Annotated in this window: 14 protein-coding genes; 12 read left to right on the top strand and 2 right to left on the bottom strand. The window is 60.7% G+C overall.

Annotated features, from left to right (window positions below):
- The first annotated feature begins 8 nt into the window (after positions 1 to 8).
- Positions 9 to 704 carry an arsenical resistance protein ArsH gene (gene arsH / locus AC07W4_RS12965; protein ID WP_495032683.1) on the top strand — a complete coding sequence of 232 codons (696 nt, stop codon included), beginning with the start codon at positions 9 to 11 and terminating at the stop codon, positions 702 to 704.
- A gap of 150 nt (positions 705 to 854) precedes the next feature.
- On the opposite strand, the gene AC07W4_RS12960 is transcribed toward arsH, so the two are convergent.
- Positions 855 to 1,664, bottom strand: a complete 810-nt coding sequence (locus AC07W4_RS12960) for a hypothetical protein (protein WP_495032682.1) — start codon at positions 1,662 to 1,664, stop codon at positions 855 to 857.
- Positions 1,665 to 2,103: 439 nt separating this feature from the next.
- Between AC07W4_RS12960 and AC07W4_RS12955 the strand changes: the two genes are divergently transcribed.
- The 11 genes from AC07W4_RS12955 to AC07W4_RS12905 all read left to right on the top strand — a co-directional run bounded on the left by AC07W4_RS12955 (position 2,104) and on the right by AC07W4_RS12905 (position 14,307).
- On the top strand, positions 2,104 to 2,880 hold the full coding sequence (locus tag AC07W4_RS12955) for an ABC transporter substrate-binding protein (protein ID WP_495032681.1): 777 nt from the start codon (positions 2,104 to 2,106) through the stop codon (positions 2,878 to 2,880).
- A 111-nt stretch (positions 2,881 to 2,991) separates the two neighbouring features.
- Complete coding sequence (locus AC07W4_RS12950) at positions 2,992 to 3,681, top strand: ABC transporter permease (RefSeq protein ID WP_495032680.1); 690 nt, start codon at positions 2,992 to 2,994, stop codon at positions 3,679 to 3,681.
- Positions 3,682 to 3,693: 12 nt separating this feature from the next.
- Complete coding sequence (locus AC07W4_RS12945) at positions 3,694 to 4,392, top strand: ABC transporter permease (RefSeq protein ID WP_008046412.1); 699 nt, start codon at positions 3,694 to 3,696, stop codon at positions 4,390 to 4,392.
- A 9-nt stretch (positions 4,393 to 4,401) separates the two neighbouring features.
- Positions 4,402 to 5,514 carry a succinylglutamate desuccinylase/aspartoacylase family protein gene (locus AC07W4_RS12940; protein WP_495032679.1) on the top strand — a complete coding sequence of 371 codons (1,113 nt, stop codon included), beginning with the start codon at positions 4,402 to 4,404 and terminating at the stop codon, positions 5,512 to 5,514.
- 18 nt (positions 5,515 to 5,532) lie between these two features.
- The gene (locus AC07W4_RS12935) at positions 5,533 to 6,297 is read left to right on the top strand and encodes an ABC transporter ATP-binding protein (protein ID WP_495032678.1); all 765 of its coding nucleotides are present in this window, start codon (positions 5,533 to 5,535) and stop codon (positions 6,295 to 6,297) included.
- A 119-nt stretch (positions 6,298 to 6,416) separates the two neighbouring features.
- Positions 6,417 to 7,325: a MurR/RpiR family transcriptional regulator gene (locus tag AC07W4_RS12930; protein WP_495032677.1), complete on the top strand. Its 909-nt coding sequence runs from the start codon at positions 6,417 to 6,419 to the stop codon at positions 7,323 to 7,325.
- A gap of 306 nt (positions 7,326 to 7,631) precedes the next feature.
- A complete protein-coding gene (locus tag AC07W4_RS12925) occupies positions 7,632 to 7,973 on the top strand; it encodes a hypothetical protein (RefSeq protein ID WP_495032676.1) in 342 nt (113 codons plus the stop codon).
- A gap of 100 nt (positions 7,974 to 8,073) precedes the next feature.
- Complete coding sequence (locus AC07W4_RS12920; protein WP_495032675.1) at positions 8,074 to 9,330, top strand: TolC family protein; 1,257 nt, start codon at positions 8,074 to 8,076, stop codon at positions 9,328 to 9,330.
- Positions 9,327 to 10,811, top strand: coding sequence for an efflux RND transporter periplasmic adaptor subunit (locus tag AC07W4_RS12915; protein WP_495032674.1), 1,485 nt, complete (start codon positions 9,327 to 9,329; stop codon positions 10,809 to 10,811). Before AC07W4_RS12920 ends, AC07W4_RS12915 begins: the two co-directional genes overlap by 4 nt.
- Complete coding sequence (locus AC07W4_RS12910; protein ID WP_495032673.1) at positions 10,808 to 13,960, top strand: efflux RND transporter permease subunit; 3,153 nt, start codon at positions 10,808 to 10,810, stop codon at positions 13,958 to 13,960. The genes AC07W4_RS12915 and AC07W4_RS12910 overlap by 4 nt, the downstream gene beginning before the upstream one ends.
- Positions 13,957 to 14,307, top strand: a complete 351-nt coding sequence (locus AC07W4_RS12905) for a copper-binding protein (RefSeq protein WP_495032672.1) — start codon at positions 13,957 to 13,959, stop codon at positions 14,305 to 14,307. The genes AC07W4_RS12910 and AC07W4_RS12905 overlap by 4 nt, the downstream gene beginning before the upstream one ends.
- 705 nt (positions 14,308 to 15,012) lie before the next feature.
- Here AC07W4_RS12905 and AC07W4_RS12900 read toward each other — a convergent pair.
- On the bottom strand, positions 15,013 to 15,729 hold the full coding sequence (locus tag AC07W4_RS12900) for a hypothetical protein (protein WP_495032671.1): 717 nt from the start codon (positions 15,727 to 15,729) through the stop codon (positions 15,013 to 15,015).
- Positions 15,730 to 16,041: the final 312 nt, after the last annotated feature.

Raw genomic sequence — 16,041 nt, 5'->3', positions numbered from 1 at the left:
GAGCCCCCATGACCCATCCCCTGCCCAATCTCGACACATCGCTGACCCAGCCCATTACCCATGGACGCGACGACCGGCACAAGCCGCGCATCCTGTTGCTATACGGCTCGACTCGTGCGCGCTCGTTCAGTCGCCTGCTGGTCGAGGAAGCAGCCCGGTTGCTCGAACACTTCGGCGCCGAGACACGGATCTTCAACCCATCAGGCCTGCCGCTACCGGACGACGCGCCCTCTGATCACCCGAAAGTCCAGGAACTGCTCGAACTGATGCTATGGTCCGAAGGCCAGGTCTGGTGCTCGCCAGAGCGCCACGGTTCCATGTCCGCAGTGTTCAAGGCGCAAATCGACTGGGTGCCTTTGGCGCTGGGGGCCGTTCGCCCGACCCAGGGGAAAACCCTCGCGGTCATGCAGGTCTGCGGCGGCTCCCAGTCCTTCAATGTGGTGAATCAGCTTCGTGTGCTGGGGCGCTGGATGCGCATGTTCACCATCCCCAATCAATCCTCCGTGCCAAAGGCTTTTCTGGAGTTTGACGACGCCAACCGCATGAAACCCTCGTCGCTGTACGACAGGGTGGTGGACGTCATGGAGGAACTGGTGAAATTTACCCTGCTGCTACGGGATCGCCCCGATCTGGTTGACCGCTACTCGGAACGCAAAGAATCCGCAGAAGAACTGAGTCAGCGCGTGAATCAGCGAGCGATCTGACCGTAGAAATGTTCCCCCAGTCCCGATAGCCGAAAAAAAGTCGCAACCCCCACGACGCTTCGGGGCTTGCGACTCTTCGCCGATACGTCCCTCAAGCTCCCGGGACGTTTTCTACGGTATGCCTGCCGTGTTCATTGCCGAACGTGCAGGCTAGTTCTCTACCTCAACCGTGTCGAAATCCGGTTCGTCCGGGGCATCCGGGGCGTCCGCCACATCTTCTCTGGCGTCCTTCGCCACGGCTTTGGCGGCCTCTCTGGCTGCCTTCGCCTCGGCTTTGGCTGCGTCCCTCGCGGCATCCGCGGTAGCCCGGGCAGCATCCCTGGCGGCATCTGCGTCGGCCTTGGCGGCATCCCTCGCTGCATCTGCAGCGGCACGGGCAGCGTCTCTGGCTGCGTCTGCATCTTCGTCCGCTACGCCAGCAGCTTTTGCGGCATCACGGGCGGCATCTGCCTCAGCCCTGGCGGCGTCACGGGCGGCATCGGCAGTGGCTTTTGCCGCATCACGGGCTGCATCCGCAGTCGCTCTGGCAGCGTCCCGGGCTGCATTGGCATCAGCCTTGGCGGCATCCCGGGCTGCATCGGCGGCATCGTTGTCAGCATCGTGATCAGCGTCGTCAGCGTCGTTGTCATGGGCATTGCCCGGGCCTCTGTTCCCGGCCACACCACCATGGTCAGCGTCGCCGCGTCCCGGGCCTCCATGACCGTCACCGTCATGGCCTGCAGCGCCATGATCGCCACCCTCTGCGCCATGGCCGCCGGCACCGTGACCGCCACCGCCATCACCACCGTGGCCACCACCTCCAGAGCCGCCACCGCCACCGTGACCACCACCGCCTCCACCGTTGCCACCATCCTTGGCGTACACGCTGGAGAAGCTACCGATGTAATCGGGCACCAGGACAGTCGATGCCGACAGGACTGCGCCGATGGCCAGAGCCAATAAACATTTCTTGAGCAGCATGATGCACCTCCGCATGGAGTTGCGTCGTCACCTCCGTATCGAACGCAACGTCCAGTGAGTTCCCGGCCGCCCATTGGAACGACCGGCCAACCGGCACGGCCATAAATCTGCAGCATTACGAGCCACTGCGGTATCCGCACGATCCCTCAGAGCCAGTTGGCATCGTCACGCGGGAAACATTCCCACATTTTTTTGGATAAGTGCATTCAGCCCGAGTTCAAAAAAACAGAATCAGGACTGACGCATGGGTTGGCAAGAACTTCAACCTGGCCCATTGGAGCACCATCACGCCCCGAACTGATATGATTTTTTTCAGTTATCTTGCATATGGAATTTTATTGTGTCATTTATAGCCTCGCCGATCACAGGACTGATCCACCACGCCAACCCGGATGGCGGGCACCCGTTTCCCCCAAATGCCCTCCAAGGAGTCAACAATATGAACAAGACAGAACTTCTAGGTGCTCTGGCGCTGTGCGCTTTCAGCTTCCTGGCACATGCCGACGAAGACAGCCTGCGTATCGGTATCGAAGCCGCCTACCCGCCCTTCTCCTTCAAGACGCCTGAAGGCAACGTCAGCGGGTTCGACTACGACATCGGCAATGCCTTGTGCGAAGAAATGAAGGTCAAGTGCGAGTGGGTCATTCAGGAGTTCGACGGCATGATCCCGTCGCTCAAAGTGCGCAAGATCGATGCCGTGCTGTCGTCGATGTCAATCACGGAAGACCGGATGAAGTCCGTGGACTTCAGCAAAAAGTACTACCACACGCCGGGCAAGTTCGCGATGAAGGCCGGCAACCTGATCAATGACCCTTTGGTGGACCTCAAGGGCAAGAAAGTCGGCGTGCAACGCTCCTCGACTTACGACCGTTTTGCCACCGAGCAACTGGAAAAAGCCGGCGTCGTTGTGGTGCGCTATGGCTCACAGAATGAAGCCTTCCTCGATCTCGCCTCGGGTCGCCTGGACGCCACCCTCGCCGACATCGTCAACACCGATGAGAGCTTCATCAAGACACCCGCCGGCCAGGGCTTCGCACTCACAGGGCCCGACATCAACGACCCGAAGTATTTCGGCCGGGGCGCCGGGATCGCCGTGCGCAAAGGCGACAGTGCCAACGTTGCGCGCCTGAGTGCCGCGATTGACGCCATTCGCGCCAATGGCAAGTACCAGCAAGTGATGGCCAGGTACTTCGCGTTCGATATCTACGGCGAGTAAGCCTTACCCCTGACCCCAGCCCCACTGACCCAGCCCCGACGCCGGCCCTGCGCAGGCGTCTGTCGGGACGTGTCTTGCGCGCCTCGCGGCGCTCGCTTGAGGAACATCATCATGCTTCACGGCTACGGATCGAGCATTCTCGATGGCGCCTGGCTGACCATAAACCTGGCCTTGACCTCCATGTCCCTGGCGATTGCCCTGGGCCTGATCGGCGCGGCCTTTCGCTTGTCACCGCTCAAATGGCTGGCCATGCTCGGGGAAAGCTACACCACCCTGATTCGCGGTATTCCAGACCTGGTGCTGATTCTGCTGATCTTCTACGGCGGCCAGGATCTGGTGAACCGCATCGCCCTGGCGCTCGGTTATAACCGCTATATCGACATCAACCCCTTTATCGCCGGCGTCTGCACCATGGGCTTCATTTTTGGCGCCTACCTCTCGGAGACCTTTCGCGGCGCCTTCATGGCGATTTCCAAGGGTCAGACCGAGGCCGGCGTGGCCTATGGCATGGGCGGTGCGCAGGTGTTCTGGCGAATTCTGGTCCCGCAGATGATTCGTTTCGCCATCCCCGGGTTCACCAACAATTGGCTGGTGCTGACCAAATCCACCGCACTGATCTCGGTGATCGGCTTGCAGGACATGATGTTCAAAGCCAAGAACGCAGCGGATGCCACACACGAGCCATTTACGTTTTTCCTCGCGGTGGCGGCGCTGTATCTGATGCTCACCAGCCTGTCCTTGCTGGTGCTGCGCTATCTGGAAAAACACTACTCGGTCGGCATCAAAGCCGCCGAGTTGTGAGGGGAGCCGCCCATGATTCTCGACTACAACCTGATCTGGGAAAACCTGCCGCTGTACTTCAATGGCGCCTTGTTGACCCTCAAAGTCCTGCTCATTTCCCTGGCCCTGGGTCTGGTCCTGGCGATTCCACTGGCACTGATGCGGGTGTCGCGATCGCCGCTGATCAACTTCCCGGCCTGGCTCTATACCTACGTGATTCGCGGCACGCCGATGCTGGTGCAATTGTTCCTGATCTATTACGGCCTGGCGCAGTTCGAAGCGGTGCGCCAAAGCGTGCTCTGGCCTTACCTCTCCAGCGCCACCTTTTGCGCCTGCCTGGCCTTCGCGATCAACACCAGTGCCTATAGCGCAGAGTTGCTGGCCGGCAGTTTGAAATCCACCAACCATGGCGAGATCGAAGCCGCCAGGGCCATGGGCATGTCACGCCTGACCCTGTATCGCCGCATTCTCATGCCGTCGGCCTTGCGCCGGGCATTGCCGCAATACAGCAACGAAGTGCTGATGATGCTGCAAACCACCAGCCTGGCCTCCATCGTCACTCTCGTCGATATCACCGGGGCCGCGCGTACAGTCAGCTCACGGTTCTATCTACCGTTCGAGGCTTTCATTACCGCCGGCCTCATCTACCTCGCCCTGACCTTCATCCTGGTGCGCCTGTTCAAGCTGGCCGAGCGCCGCTGGCTGGCGTATCTGGCACCGCGCAAGCACTAAGGAGCTGCTATGGAGCACATTCAATACCTGTTGCCGTGGAGTGCCTCGGGCACCGAACGAACGCTGTCGCTGTTCCGTTTCGGCAGCGGACCACGCAAGGCCTACATCCAGGCGTCATTGCATGCCGACGAATTGCCGGGGATGCGCGTTGCCGTCGAACTCAAGCGCCGTCTTCTGGAGCTGGAAACACAAGGCCGCCTCAGTGGGGTGATCGAGTTGGTGCCCATGGCCAATCCGATCGGTATCGCCCAGATGTTCCAGGCCACCCACCAGGGGCGCTTCGAGTTCTCCAGCGGCAAGAATTTCAATCGCGACTTCCCTGTGTTGGTCGATGCCGTTGCTCCGCTGCTGGAAGGCCGATTGGGCGACGATGCCGACGCCAACATCGCACTCATCCGCCGCGCCATGGTCGATGCCCTGGCCGCCATGCCGGCAGCGACCTCGGAACTCGACGGCCTGCGCCGCCTGTTGCTGCAGCATGCCTGTGACGCCGATGTGGTGCTGGACCTGCACTGCGATTTCGAATCGATCATGTTGATGTATGCGATGCCGCAAATCTGGCCACGCTTGCAGTCTCTGGCAGCCCGCCTCGGCGCCGGGGTCACGTTACTGGCCGAAGATGCGGGCGGCAGTGCCTTCGACGAAGCCTGCGCCATTGCATGGCTACGCCTGGCCGAGCTGTTTCCCGAAGCCGATATTCCCTTGGCGTGCGCAGCCACCACCATTGAATTGCGGGGCATGGCAGACACCGAACGCGAGCAATGCGTCGACAGTGCACAGGCCATTCTCGGGTATCTCGCCGAACAGGGCCTGATCAGCGGTGACTGGCCAGCGGCACCGCCGAGCCATTGTCAGGCCATGCCATTCGCCGGCGCGCAGTACGCCTGTGCGCCCCATCCGGGTGTGGTGAGTTTTCTGCAACCGCTGGGCGCGCACGTCAAGGTCGGCGATCCGCTATTCGAAGTCATCGACCCGCTGACCGACCGCCATAGCGTGGTGAGCGCCAGCACCGCCGGCATTCTCTATGCCCGCGAACGGCTGCGCTTTGCCCAGCCGGGATTGTGGCTGGCCAAAGTGGCAGGCGTCACCCCCATTCGCCAGGGTCGCTTGCTCAGCGACTGATTCCAGAGAGTTCAAACCATGTACAAACTCGAAGTTCAAGACCTGCATAAAAGCTACGGCGCGCACCAGGTGCTCAAGGGCGTGTCGCTGCAGGCTCAGGCCGGTGACGTGATCAGCATCATCGGTTCCAGCGGCTCTGGCAAAAGTACGTTCCTGCGCTGCATCAACCTGCTGGAGCAACCCAATGCGGGCAACATCGTACTCAATGGCGAACCGCTCAAGCTGGTGGCCAACAAGCTCGGCGGACTGAAGGCGGCCGAACCCAAACAGTTGCAACGCATGCGTTCGCAGCTTTCGATGGTGTTTCAACACTTCAATCTCTGGTCCCACATGAGCGCTCTGGAGAACGTCATGGAAGCGCCGGTGCATGTGCTGGGCCTGGGCAAGAAAGAGGCACGGGAAAAGGCCGAGCACTACCTGAACAAAGTCGGTGTGGCGCACCGCATGAACGCCTGGCCGGCGCATATGTCCGGTGGCGAGCAGCAGCGCGTGGCCATTGCCCGTGCGCTGGCGATGGAACCGCAAGTGATGCTGTTCGATGAGCCGACGTCGGCGCTCGACCCCGAACTGGTCGGCGAGGTGCTTAAAGTCATGCAGGATCTGGCGCAGGAAGGCCGCACCATGGTAGTGGTGACTCACGAAATGGGCTTTGCCCGCGAGGTTTCGAACCAACTGGTGTTCCTGCACAAGGGCGTTGTCCAGGAGCGCGGCGACCCGCGTCAAGTGCTGGTCAACCCGCAGTCCGAACGCCTCCAGCAGTTTCTGGCCGGGAGTCTGAAGTAAGCGCCCCCATCCATTGCACGGCGCTGCCCGACAAGGTTGGCATCGGATACACTCCAGCCAACCTTGTCAGGGCATCAGGCACAGCCCTTCTCTCACCCTCAGGAAATGTTGAGCCGGATATGCCCACCCCATCGAAAGACACCACGGTCTATGCCGCGCCGGTCATGCGTAAACTCACGGAAATCGTTTCCGAACTGCCACCGTCACTGCGCAAGGTGGCGGACTTTATCCTGCGTCACCCGCTCAAGGCCGCGACGCTGACCATCGAGGAAATGGCTCACGAAACATTGACCTCGCCTGCCGCCGTCAACCGTCTGGCCAAGGCACTGGACCTCGGCGGCTACAGCGGCATGAAGGCCGAGCTGGTCGCAACGTTGCAGCAGATGGTGTCGCCGGTCGACAAGCTGCGCAACGAACTTGCCCATCGACCGGGCGGTGCGTTTGGCCTGCATGAGCAACTCCAGAGCGCCAGCAGCAACCTGGCCACCGCGGCGAGCAATAACCACGCCGATACCTTCGATGCGTTCGTCACTCGCCTGACCACGGCACGCAAAATCTACATTCTGGGGTTCGGCAACAGTGTCTACTTTGCCGGCCTCGCCGCCTCGACCCTGATGCCCTTCTGTGCGGACGCCACGGCCATCAGCATGGAAGGCGGTAACGAAAACGCCGCTTACCGTCTGGCCGCGATCACCGACCAGGATGTACTGCTGGCGATCGCCCTGCCACGCTACTCCCTCGACACCCTGCAACTGGCACGCTTCGCCAATGAACGCGGCGCATCGGTGCTGGCCATTACCGACTCACCCGCCTCGCCGCTCACCGGCATTGCTCAGCACACGCTGTTTGCGCCTTGCGATCACCCGGTGCTGACCAGCTCCAACATCGCCGTACTGGCCTTGATCGAAGGCTTGGTCGCCGGCGTGATGGCACGCAATAAAGAAGCGGTCAAGCTGGCCACCGAACTGACGGAAAGCGTGATGTCGTACCTGCACATCCCTGCCAGCGGCAAACCAGCGAAAAAGTGAGCGATGGATATCCAGCGCCCGCTTCTTGCTGGTTGCGGTCTGGTGCGACCTCCAGCGTGAGGATTCGTGCAAAACCTCAGGTAACCCTGCGGGCTTTCGCACAAACCACCATGGATGGGCTGGATTACGGCAGGAAATTTCAACACATGCCGCTTGTGGGTCATTGACCTGCTGCGTAAAACCTCTGTCAACGATAATGCTGGCTTAATTCAGATACGGTGATATCCCCTGAATCAACGCCTTCGGCAGGCTGTGAGAACATTCATCCAATTGTAAGAGCCCATTTCAGCCACTACACTCCAGCCCATGAAACGCTATCTGCGGTTTTGCCTTATTTTCGTGATTAGCCTGGCGCTTCCCCTCAGCGGGATGGCGGGTGTTCAGGCGCCCACGGAACCGTGCCCGATGAAGACGATGGGCATGGCGATGATGGATGACATGGGAATGGACTGCTGCAACGACATGAAAAGCCCGACAGAGCATGGCAAGCCCTGCAAGCCGGGCCAGGAGTGCAAGACAGGCGGCATGCTGCAAGTCTCTATCCTCAAGCCCCCTGTCACCGTGTTCAGCCCCGTAGTGGTTTCCTACTTCAGTGATTCCCTGCCTGTACAAACCCCGTCCGGGGTATGGCGACCGCCTCGCGTTTGATTCCTGTCCAACATTGAGCCTCATTGCGCATTAGCGCGATGGACTGGCTGCGCGCCTGTCTTTTTGATGCGTGCAGTGGATGATCACAGGAATCGCAAACATGAACACCAAGTGCTATTGCACAGGTTGGTCCCTCGTGGCCGGTCTGGCGGCAAGCGTACTGGCATTGCCGGGTTTCGCTGCCGCATTGACACTCGATGAAGCGTTGCGACTGGCCGAAAACAATGCGCCGTCGCTGACTGCACAAGATGCAAAGATTCAGGCTGCCAGCAGTGCGGCTATCCCAGCGGGTGAATTACCTGACCCCAAGTTGCTGGCAGGTGTGCAGAACTACCCCATCGGCGGCCCGGATCGCTGGAGCATCAACGACGACTTCATGACCATGCAAATGGTCGGGGTCAGGCAAGAGATGCCCAACAGCGACAAGCGCAAAGCGCGCATTGAGGTCGCCGATGCGGCCGTTGATCGCGCTGCGGCAGAGCGTCGAGTCGAACGCCTGAAGGTACGCCAGTCCACGGCGTTGGCCTGGATCAGCAGCTACTCGGTCGAGCGAAAAGATGCACTGTTCCGGGACTTCTACAAAGAAAACCGTCTGCTGACCGATACCGTCCGGGCCCAGATTGCCGGTGGCCGCGCTCAACCCGCCGATGCGGTGACGCCCAAGCAAGAAGCGGCTCGACTGGCGGAGCAACAGGACGATCTGGTGCTCCAGAGAGCGCAGGCCCGAGCGGCCCTCAAACGCTGGATTGGCTCCGCCGCCAACGACAAGCCTGTGGGCAGCTTGCCGCAGTGGCCTGTCGATTCCTCAAGCTACGCCCATAAACTGCAACACCACCCAGAGTTGGCCGCGTTTGCGCCGATGACCCGCGAAGCGCAAGCCAAGGTTCGTGAAGCCGAGTCGGAGAAAAAGTCAGACTGGAGTTGGGAGCTTGACTATCAACATCGCGATCGCCAGTTCGGCGACATGGTCAGTGTGCAATTGTCCTGGGACTTGCCGCTGTTTCCTGACACCCGGCAAAACCCCAGAATCGCAGCCAAACAGGCTGAACTCAGCCAGCTTGAGGCTGAGCGCGAAGCCCTGTCACGCGAGCACACTCAGCAACTGGAAAACGAACTGGCTGACTATGAACGCCTGAATCGTGCAGTAAGCCGGAACCAGGAAAGCCTGCTGCCGCTGGCCAAGGAAAAGGTCGAACTCAGCATGGCCAGCTACCGTGCCGGCAAAGGCGATTTAAACGCCGTTGTTACCGCCCGGCGTGAACTCATCGAAGCCCGACTCAAACAGATCGACGTGGAAGAACAGCGAGCGCTGAGCAGTGCGCGTCTGTTTTTTGCTTATGGGGAGTCCAGCCAATGAACCTTAAAAAATGGAACGGGGCATTGCTGGCCGGTATCTCGCTGGCATTGGGTGTTGCCGGCGGCTACTGGTTCGCTCACCAGCGCTTGAGCGCGGTACCTGTTGCGCCCCAGGAGCAGAAACCCAATTCGCCGGACGAACGCAAGGCTCTGTATTGGTACGACCCCATGTACCCGCAGCAAAAGTTCGATAAACCGGGTAAGTCACCCTTCATGGACATGCAACTGGTCCCCCAGTACCCCAGCGGCACAGGGGACCGTGCGAGCGTCAGTATCGATCCGGGTCTGACCCAGAATCTCGGTCTGCGATTTGCGACAGTCACTCGCGGAGTCTTTGATTCCAGCCTCGACGTGACAGGTGTCCTGGCGTTCAACGAACGTGATGTCGCTGTGATTCAGGCACGCACCCCTGGCTTTGTGGAGCGGGTCTATGCCCATGCACCCGGTGATGTGCTCAAAGCCAACGCGGCATTGGCGGATATCCTGGTGCCGGAGTGGGCGGCCGCCCAGACAGAGTTTCTTGCCCTCAAGCGCAACGGTGATGCCGACCTGCTGGCTGCGGCCCGCCAGCGACTGAGGCTCACAGGGATGCCGGTTGCGCTGATTACCCAGGTAGAGCGCAGTGGCAAAGTCCAGCCGAACCTGACCCTCACCAGCCCCATTAGCGGTGTGCTGCAAGAATTGAACGTACGTGCGGGTATGACCGTGGCGGCGGGCGAGACTCTGGCACGCGTCAATGGCTTGAGCAGTGTCTGGCTCGCCGTGGCCGTTCCAGAATCGGATGCGGGAGCTATCACCGTGGGCCAGGCAGTCGAGGCGCGCTTGCCGGCCTTTCCAGGGGCAACGCTCAGTGGCAAGGTCAGCGCGATTTTGCCCGAGACCAATCCGGACAGCCGCACCCTTCGCGTGCGGGTGGAACTGCCCAATCCGGACGGGCGCCTGAGACCCGGTTTGACGGCACAGGTCCGCCTGAATCGTGCAACTGGGCAAAGTGTGTTGTGGGTGCCGAGCGAGGCGGTGATTCGCACTGGTCGACGTGCCCTGGTGATGCTCGCCGAAGACGCCGGCCGCTATCGTCCGGTGGAGGTGCAACCCGGGCAGGAAAGCGATGGCAAGACGGCGATTTTGAAAGGCCTGGAAGAAGGCCGGAAGGTGGTGACCTCTGGCCAGTTCCTCCTCGATTCCGAGGCCAGTCTCAAGGGCATTGTTGCGACCTCGCAGGAAGAGTCACCACCGAGTGTTGCAGCAGCCAGCTTGCATGAGGCGGATGGGCAGATCGTCGAGATCAACGACAAAGACGTCACGCTCGCCCACGGTCCCTTCAAGACGCTGGGCATGCCTGGCATGACGATGACGTTCCCTCTCGCCAGTCCGGCACTGATGCAGGGCCTCAAGGCTGGTGACAGGGTTCGGGTCGCAGTGAGCCAGACCGACGACGGCTTGCGTGTCGAGCGCCTGGATAAATCGGGGAACCAGCCATGATTGCTGCCCTCATTCGTTGGTCAGTGGCCAACCGGTTCCTGGTGCTACTGGCGACGTTGTTCGTCACGGCTTGGGGTATCTGGTCGGTACAGAGCACGCCCATTGACGCACTGCCAGATCTCTCGGATGTCCAGGTGATCATCCGCACCCCTTATGCAGGACAAGCACCGCAGATTGTCGAGAACCAGGTGACCTATCCGTTGGCCACCACCATGCTCTCGGTGCCGGGTGCCAGGACCGTGCGTGGTTATTCCTTCTTCGGCGACAGCTTCGTCTACGTGTTGTTCGAAGACGGCACGGACTTGTATTGGGCTCGCTCGCGGGTGTTGGAGTACCTGAGCCAAGTACAAAGCCGGTTGCCGGCAAGCGCCAGGCCTGCGTTGGGGCCGGATGCGACGGGAGTGGGCTGGATCTATCAATACGCACTGGTGGATCGCAGTGGTGGACACGACCTGGCGCAACTGCGCGCGCTTCAGGACTGGTTCCTCAAGTTCGAACTCAAGACGCTGCCTAACGTCGCAGAGGTGGCGACGGTCGGCGGGATGGTCAGGCAGTACCAGGTGCAGCTTGATCCCCTGAAACTGGCCAGCCTCGGTATCACTCAGGCTGACGTGACCGACGCTATTGGCAAAGCCAATCAGGAAACCGGAGGTGCGGTGCTGGAGATGGCAGAGACCGAGTTCATCGTGCGGGCTTCCGGTTACCTGAAGACGCTCAATGACTTTCGGGCAATCCCGCTCAAGTTGGGTGCCGGTGGTGTGCCGGTGACCCTTGGCGATGTCGCCACGATTCAGTCGGGACCGGAAATGCGGCGTGGCATTACTGAACTCGACGGCGAAGGCGAAACCGTCGGCGGTGTGGTGATTTTGCGCAGCGGCAAGAACGCTCGCGAGACCATTGCAGCGGTCAAGACCAAACTCGACGAGCTGAAAAGCAGTTTGCCGGCCGGGGTCGAAATCGTCACCACCTACGACCGCAGCAAGTTGATCGACCGCGCGGTGGAAAACCTCAGCCACAAACTGATCGAAGAATTCATCGTCGTCGCGTTGGTCTGCGGGATCTTTCTCTGGCATCTGCGCTCATCGCTGGTGGCGATCATTTCGCTGCCGGTGGGGGTGCTTGTTGCCTTCATCGTCATGCGCTACCAAGGCATCAACGCCAACATCATGTCATTGGGCGGCATCGCCATCGCCATCGGCGCCATGGTCGATGCCGCCGTGGTGATGATCGAGAACGCCCACAAGAAAATCGAGGCCTGGCACGTGGCGAATCCAGGGGAAGAACTGAAGGGCGAGCGTCATTGGCATGTCATGACCGAAGCAGCGGCAGAAGTAGGACCGGCGCTTTTCTTCTGTTTGCTGATCATCACCCTGTCGTTCATTCCTGTGTTCACGCTGGAAGCTCAGGAAGGACGGCTGTTCGGCCCTTTGGCTTTCACCAAGACCTACGCCATGGCCGCAGCGGCGGGATTGTCAGTGACCTTGGTGCCAGTGCTGATGGGCTACTGGATTCGCGGGCGAATCCCCAGTGAGCAACAGAACCCGTTGAACCGGTGGTTGATCCGGATCTATCAGCCGGCCCTGGACGCGGTCTTGCGTCGACCCAGGATCACGCTGCTGGTGGCGCTGCTGGTTTTTGTCAGCGCGCTATGGCCAATGTCTCGCCTGGGTGGCGAGTTTCTCCCCGCGCTGGACGAGGGCGACCTGCTCTATATGCCATCGGCCCTGCCGGGATTGTCGGCGCAGAAAGCGGCGCAACTGCTGCAACAGACCGACCGTTTGATCAAGACCGTTCCAGAGGTCGAACACGTTTTCGGTAAAGCCGGTCGTGCCGAAACCGCCACCGACCCGGCACCGCTGGAAATGTTTGAAACCACCATCCAGTTCAAGCCACACGAGCAATGGCGTCCAGGCATGACTCAGGAAAAGCTGGTGGAAGAACTGGATCGCGTGGTGCGCGTTCCCGGCTTGACCAACATCTGGATACCGCCGATTCGCAACCGTATCGACATGCTGGCGACGGGTATAAAGAGCCCGATCGGTGTGAAGGTTGCCGGCACCCATCTGGCGGAAATCGATGCGGTCACCCAGGCGGTCGAGCGAGTGGCCAAGGACGTGCCCGGTGTCAGTTCGGCCCTGGCCGAACGACTGACCGGTGGCCGCTATATCGATGTGGATATCGACCGCAAGGCCGCTGCTCGTTACGGGCTGAACATCGCCGATGTGCAGTCCATCGTGGCCGGTGCCATCGGTGGTGAAAACGTCGGCGAGACCATTGAAGGCCTCGCACGTTTCCCGATCAACGTACGTTACCCACGGGAGTGGCGCGACTCGCTCGGTGCCCTGGAGCAATTGCCGATCTACACCCCTCTGGGTAGCCAGATCACCCTTGGCACGGTAGCGAAGATCAAGGTCAGCGATGGCCCACCGATGCTCAAGAGCGAGAACGCACGGCCTTCAGGCTGGGTGTATATCGATGTGCGCGGGCGAGACATTGCCTCGGTGGTCGCTGATCTGCGTCGGGTCGTCAATGAGCAGGTAAAGTTGCAGCCCGGCATGAGCCTCAGTTACTCAGGACAGTTCGAGTTTCTCGAAAGGGCCAACGCACGGCTCAAACTGGTGGTGCCTGCCACGCTGCTGATCATCTTCGTGTTGCTCTACCTGACTTTTGCCCGATTCGATGAGGCCCTGCTGATCATGGCCACTCTGCCATTCGCACTGACTGGGGGGGCATGGTTTCTCTATCTGTTGGGCTTCAACCTGTCGGTCGCCACCGGGGTCGGTTTTATCGCCCTGGCCGGTGTTTCTGCCGAGTTTGGCGTGATCATGCTGCTCTATCTGAAAAATGCCTGGGCCGAACGTGTAGACCTTGGCGACAGCACTGAATGCGGGCTGGTTGCCGCGATTCGTGAAGGTGCTGTGCAGCGTGTTCGACCCAAGGCCATGACCGTGGCCGTCATCATTGCCGGCCTGCTGCCCATTCTGTTGGGCAGCGGAACCGGTAGTGAGGTGATGAGCCGTATCGCCGCGCCCATGGTCGGCGGCATGGTCACCGCACCCTTGCTGTCCCTGTTCGTCATTCCGGCAGCGTATCGCCTGATGCGTCGCCGTCACCTCCAAGTTGCCCCCCTTCAAGGAAAACCCGTATGAAACTGACCCTGATTGCAGCTGCCAGCACCGTAGTTACACTGTCGTTTTCTGCCCTGGCAGAGGACATGCCGGGCATGAAAATGGACGGTATGGGGGGCATGCAGATGCAGCAAGAAACAAAACAGCCCCCCGTCGCCACTGCCGAGGGAACGATCAAGGCTATCGATACTACGAAGAATACGGTGACCATCGCTCACGGCGCGGTTCCAGCTGTGCAATGGCCACCGATGACCATGGCCTTTTCCGTAACGAAAGATCAGCTGACAGGACTGACAGCGGGAGATCGCGTGACGTTCTCCTTTCGGCTGGATGGCAACAAAGCCACGATCGTGTCCATTAAAAAGTAATTACCGGTGGTGGAAGTGTCCGGCACGTTTTGTCGTGCCGGACTAACCCATTAAATTCGCTGGTACAGGAAAAACGGAGGATTCGGGGTTTTGTGAACGGTTGGCATTTGCTTACCCGTCCGGTTCCGTCTCCTCTTGCGTCATCCTCGTCAGTGTTTCAGACCTGCGACAGATTTCGAAAAAAAGTCGCAAGCCCCGCGATTCTTCAGGGCTTGCGACTCATTGCCGATACGTCCTTCAAACCTCCGGGACGTCATCGACGGGTAGGCCTGCCGTGTTCATTGCCGAACGTGCGGGCCTAGTTCTCCATCTCAACCGTATCGAAATCCGGTGCGTCAGGTGCGTCTGGGGCATCTGGTGCATCCGGGGCGTCAGCCACATCCTCTCTGGCCGCCCGCGCCTTGGCTTTGTCAGCCTCTCTGGCTACGTTCGCCTTGGCTTTGGCTGCGTCTCTGGTTGCATCCGCAGCAGCTCGTGCTGCATCCCTGGCAGCATCTGCGTCAGCCTTGGCGGCGTCCCTGGCTGCATCCGCAGCGGCCCGGGCAGCGTCTCTGGCTGCATCTGCCTCTGCGCGCGGTACGCCAGCAGCTCTTGCGGCATCCCGGGCTGCATCCGCCTCAGCTCTGGCGGCGTCCCGGGCTGCATCCGCAGCGGCTCTTGCCGCATCCCGGGCTGCATCTGCATCAGCCTTGGCTGCGTTTCTGGCTACATCAGCGTCATTTCTGGCAACGCCCCTGTCTTCCGCGGCTTCCCTGGCAGCATCAGCAGCGTCTTCTGCAGCTTCCCTTGCAGCGTCATTGGCGTCTTCTGCGGCTTCCCTTGCAGCGTCACCGGCATCCTCTGCGGCTTCCCTGGCTGCATCTGCGGCGTTATCCGCGTCGTTGTCATCGTCGTTGTCACGCGCGTCGTTGTCTTTCGCTTTGCCTGGGCCTCTATTCCCGGCCATGGCACCATTGTCATCGTCGTTGTCACGCGCATTGCCCGGGCCTCTGTTCCCGGCCATACCACCATGGTCATCGTCGTTGTCACGCGCATTGCCCGGGCCTCTGTTCCCGGCCATACCACCATGGTCAGCATCGCCGCGACCGTCACCGCCATGGCCTGCTGCACCATGACCGCCACCGCCGTCACCACCATGACCACCGCCTCCGGAGCCTCCACTGCCGGAGCCACCACCGCCTCCGTTGCCGCCACCACCGTGGCCACCACCGCCTCCGTTGCCGCCACCACCGTGGCCGCCTCCGCCGCCGTCACCACCGTGACCGCCGCCTCCAGAGCCGCCGCCACCACCGTGACCACCACCTCCGGAGCCACCGCCACCACCGTGACCACCGCCTCCGGAGCCGCCGGAGCCGCCGCCACCGCCACCGCCGTGACCGCCACCGCCTCCGCCGCTTCCACCACCACCGCCGCTGCCGCCATCTTTGGCGTACACGCTGGAGAAACTACCGATGTAATCGGGCACCAGAACAGTCGATGCCGACAGGACCCCGCCTATTGCCAGAGCCAACAAACATTTCTTGAGCAGCATGATGCACCTCCGCTTGGAGTTGCGTCGTCACCTCCCTATCGAACGCAATGTCCAGTGAATTCCCGGCCGCCCATTGGAGCGGCCAGCCAACCGGCACGGCCATAAATCTGCAGCATTAACGAGCCACTGCGGTATCCGTACGATCCCTCAGAGCCAAGCTGGCATCTTAGCGTGGGAAATATTCCCACACCAATTAGATTAGC

This window comes from Pseudomonas sp. GW821-FHT02A08 (assembly GCF_059422045.1).
The sequence above is the reverse complement of the archived record's forward strand: the minus strand, read 5'-3'. Positions and strand labels throughout refer to the sequence as shown.

Bases quoted from the DNA above. Each gene is read 5' to 3' on its own strand.
- arsH (WP_495032683.1), top strand. From the start codon at position 9: ATGACCCATCCCCTGCCCAATCTCGACACATCGCTGACCCAGCCCATT.
- AC07W4_RS12960 (WP_495032682.1), bottom strand. From the start codon at position 1,664: ATGCTGCTCAAGAAATGTTTATTGGCTCTGGCCATCGGCGCAGTCCTG.
- AC07W4_RS12955 (WP_495032681.1), top strand. From the start codon at position 2,104: ATGAACAAGACAGAACTTCTAGGTGCTCTGGCGCTGTGCGCTTTCAGC.
- AC07W4_RS12950 (WP_495032680.1), top strand. From the start codon at position 2,992: ATGCTTCACGGCTACGGATCGAGCATTCTCGATGGCGCCTGGCTGACC.
- AC07W4_RS12945 (WP_008046412.1), top strand. From the start codon at position 3,694: ATGATTCTCGACTACAACCTGATCTGGGAAAACCTGCCGCTGTACTTC.
- AC07W4_RS12940 (WP_495032679.1), top strand. From the start codon at position 4,402: ATGGAGCACATTCAATACCTGTTGCCGTGGAGTGCCTCGGGCACCGAA.
- AC07W4_RS12935 (WP_495032678.1), top strand. From the start codon at position 5,533: ATGTACAAACTCGAAGTTCAAGACCTGCATAAAAGCTACGGCGCGCAC.
- AC07W4_RS12930 (WP_495032677.1), top strand. From the start codon at position 6,417: ATGCCCACCCCATCGAAAGACACCACGGTCTATGCCGCGCCGGTCATG.
- AC07W4_RS12925 (WP_495032676.1), top strand. From the start codon at position 7,632: ATGAAACGCTATCTGCGGTTTTGCCTTATTTTCGTGATTAGCCTGGCG.
- AC07W4_RS12920 (WP_495032675.1), top strand. From the start codon at position 8,074: ATGAACACCAAGTGCTATTGCACAGGTTGGTCCCTCGTGGCCGGTCTG.
- AC07W4_RS12915 (WP_495032674.1), top strand. From the start codon at position 9,327: ATGAACCTTAAAAAATGGAACGGGGCATTGCTGGCCGGTATCTCGCTG.
- AC07W4_RS12910 (WP_495032673.1), top strand. From the start codon at position 10,808: ATGATTGCTGCCCTCATTCGTTGGTCAGTGGCCAACCGGTTCCTGGTG.
- AC07W4_RS12905 (WP_495032672.1), top strand. From the start codon at position 13,957: ATGAAACTGACCCTGATTGCAGCTGCCAGCACCGTAGTTACACTGTCG.
- AC07W4_RS12900 (WP_495032671.1), bottom strand. From the start codon at position 15,729: ATGGCGGCAGCGGCGGTGGTGGTGGAAGCGGCGGAGGCGGTGGCGGTC.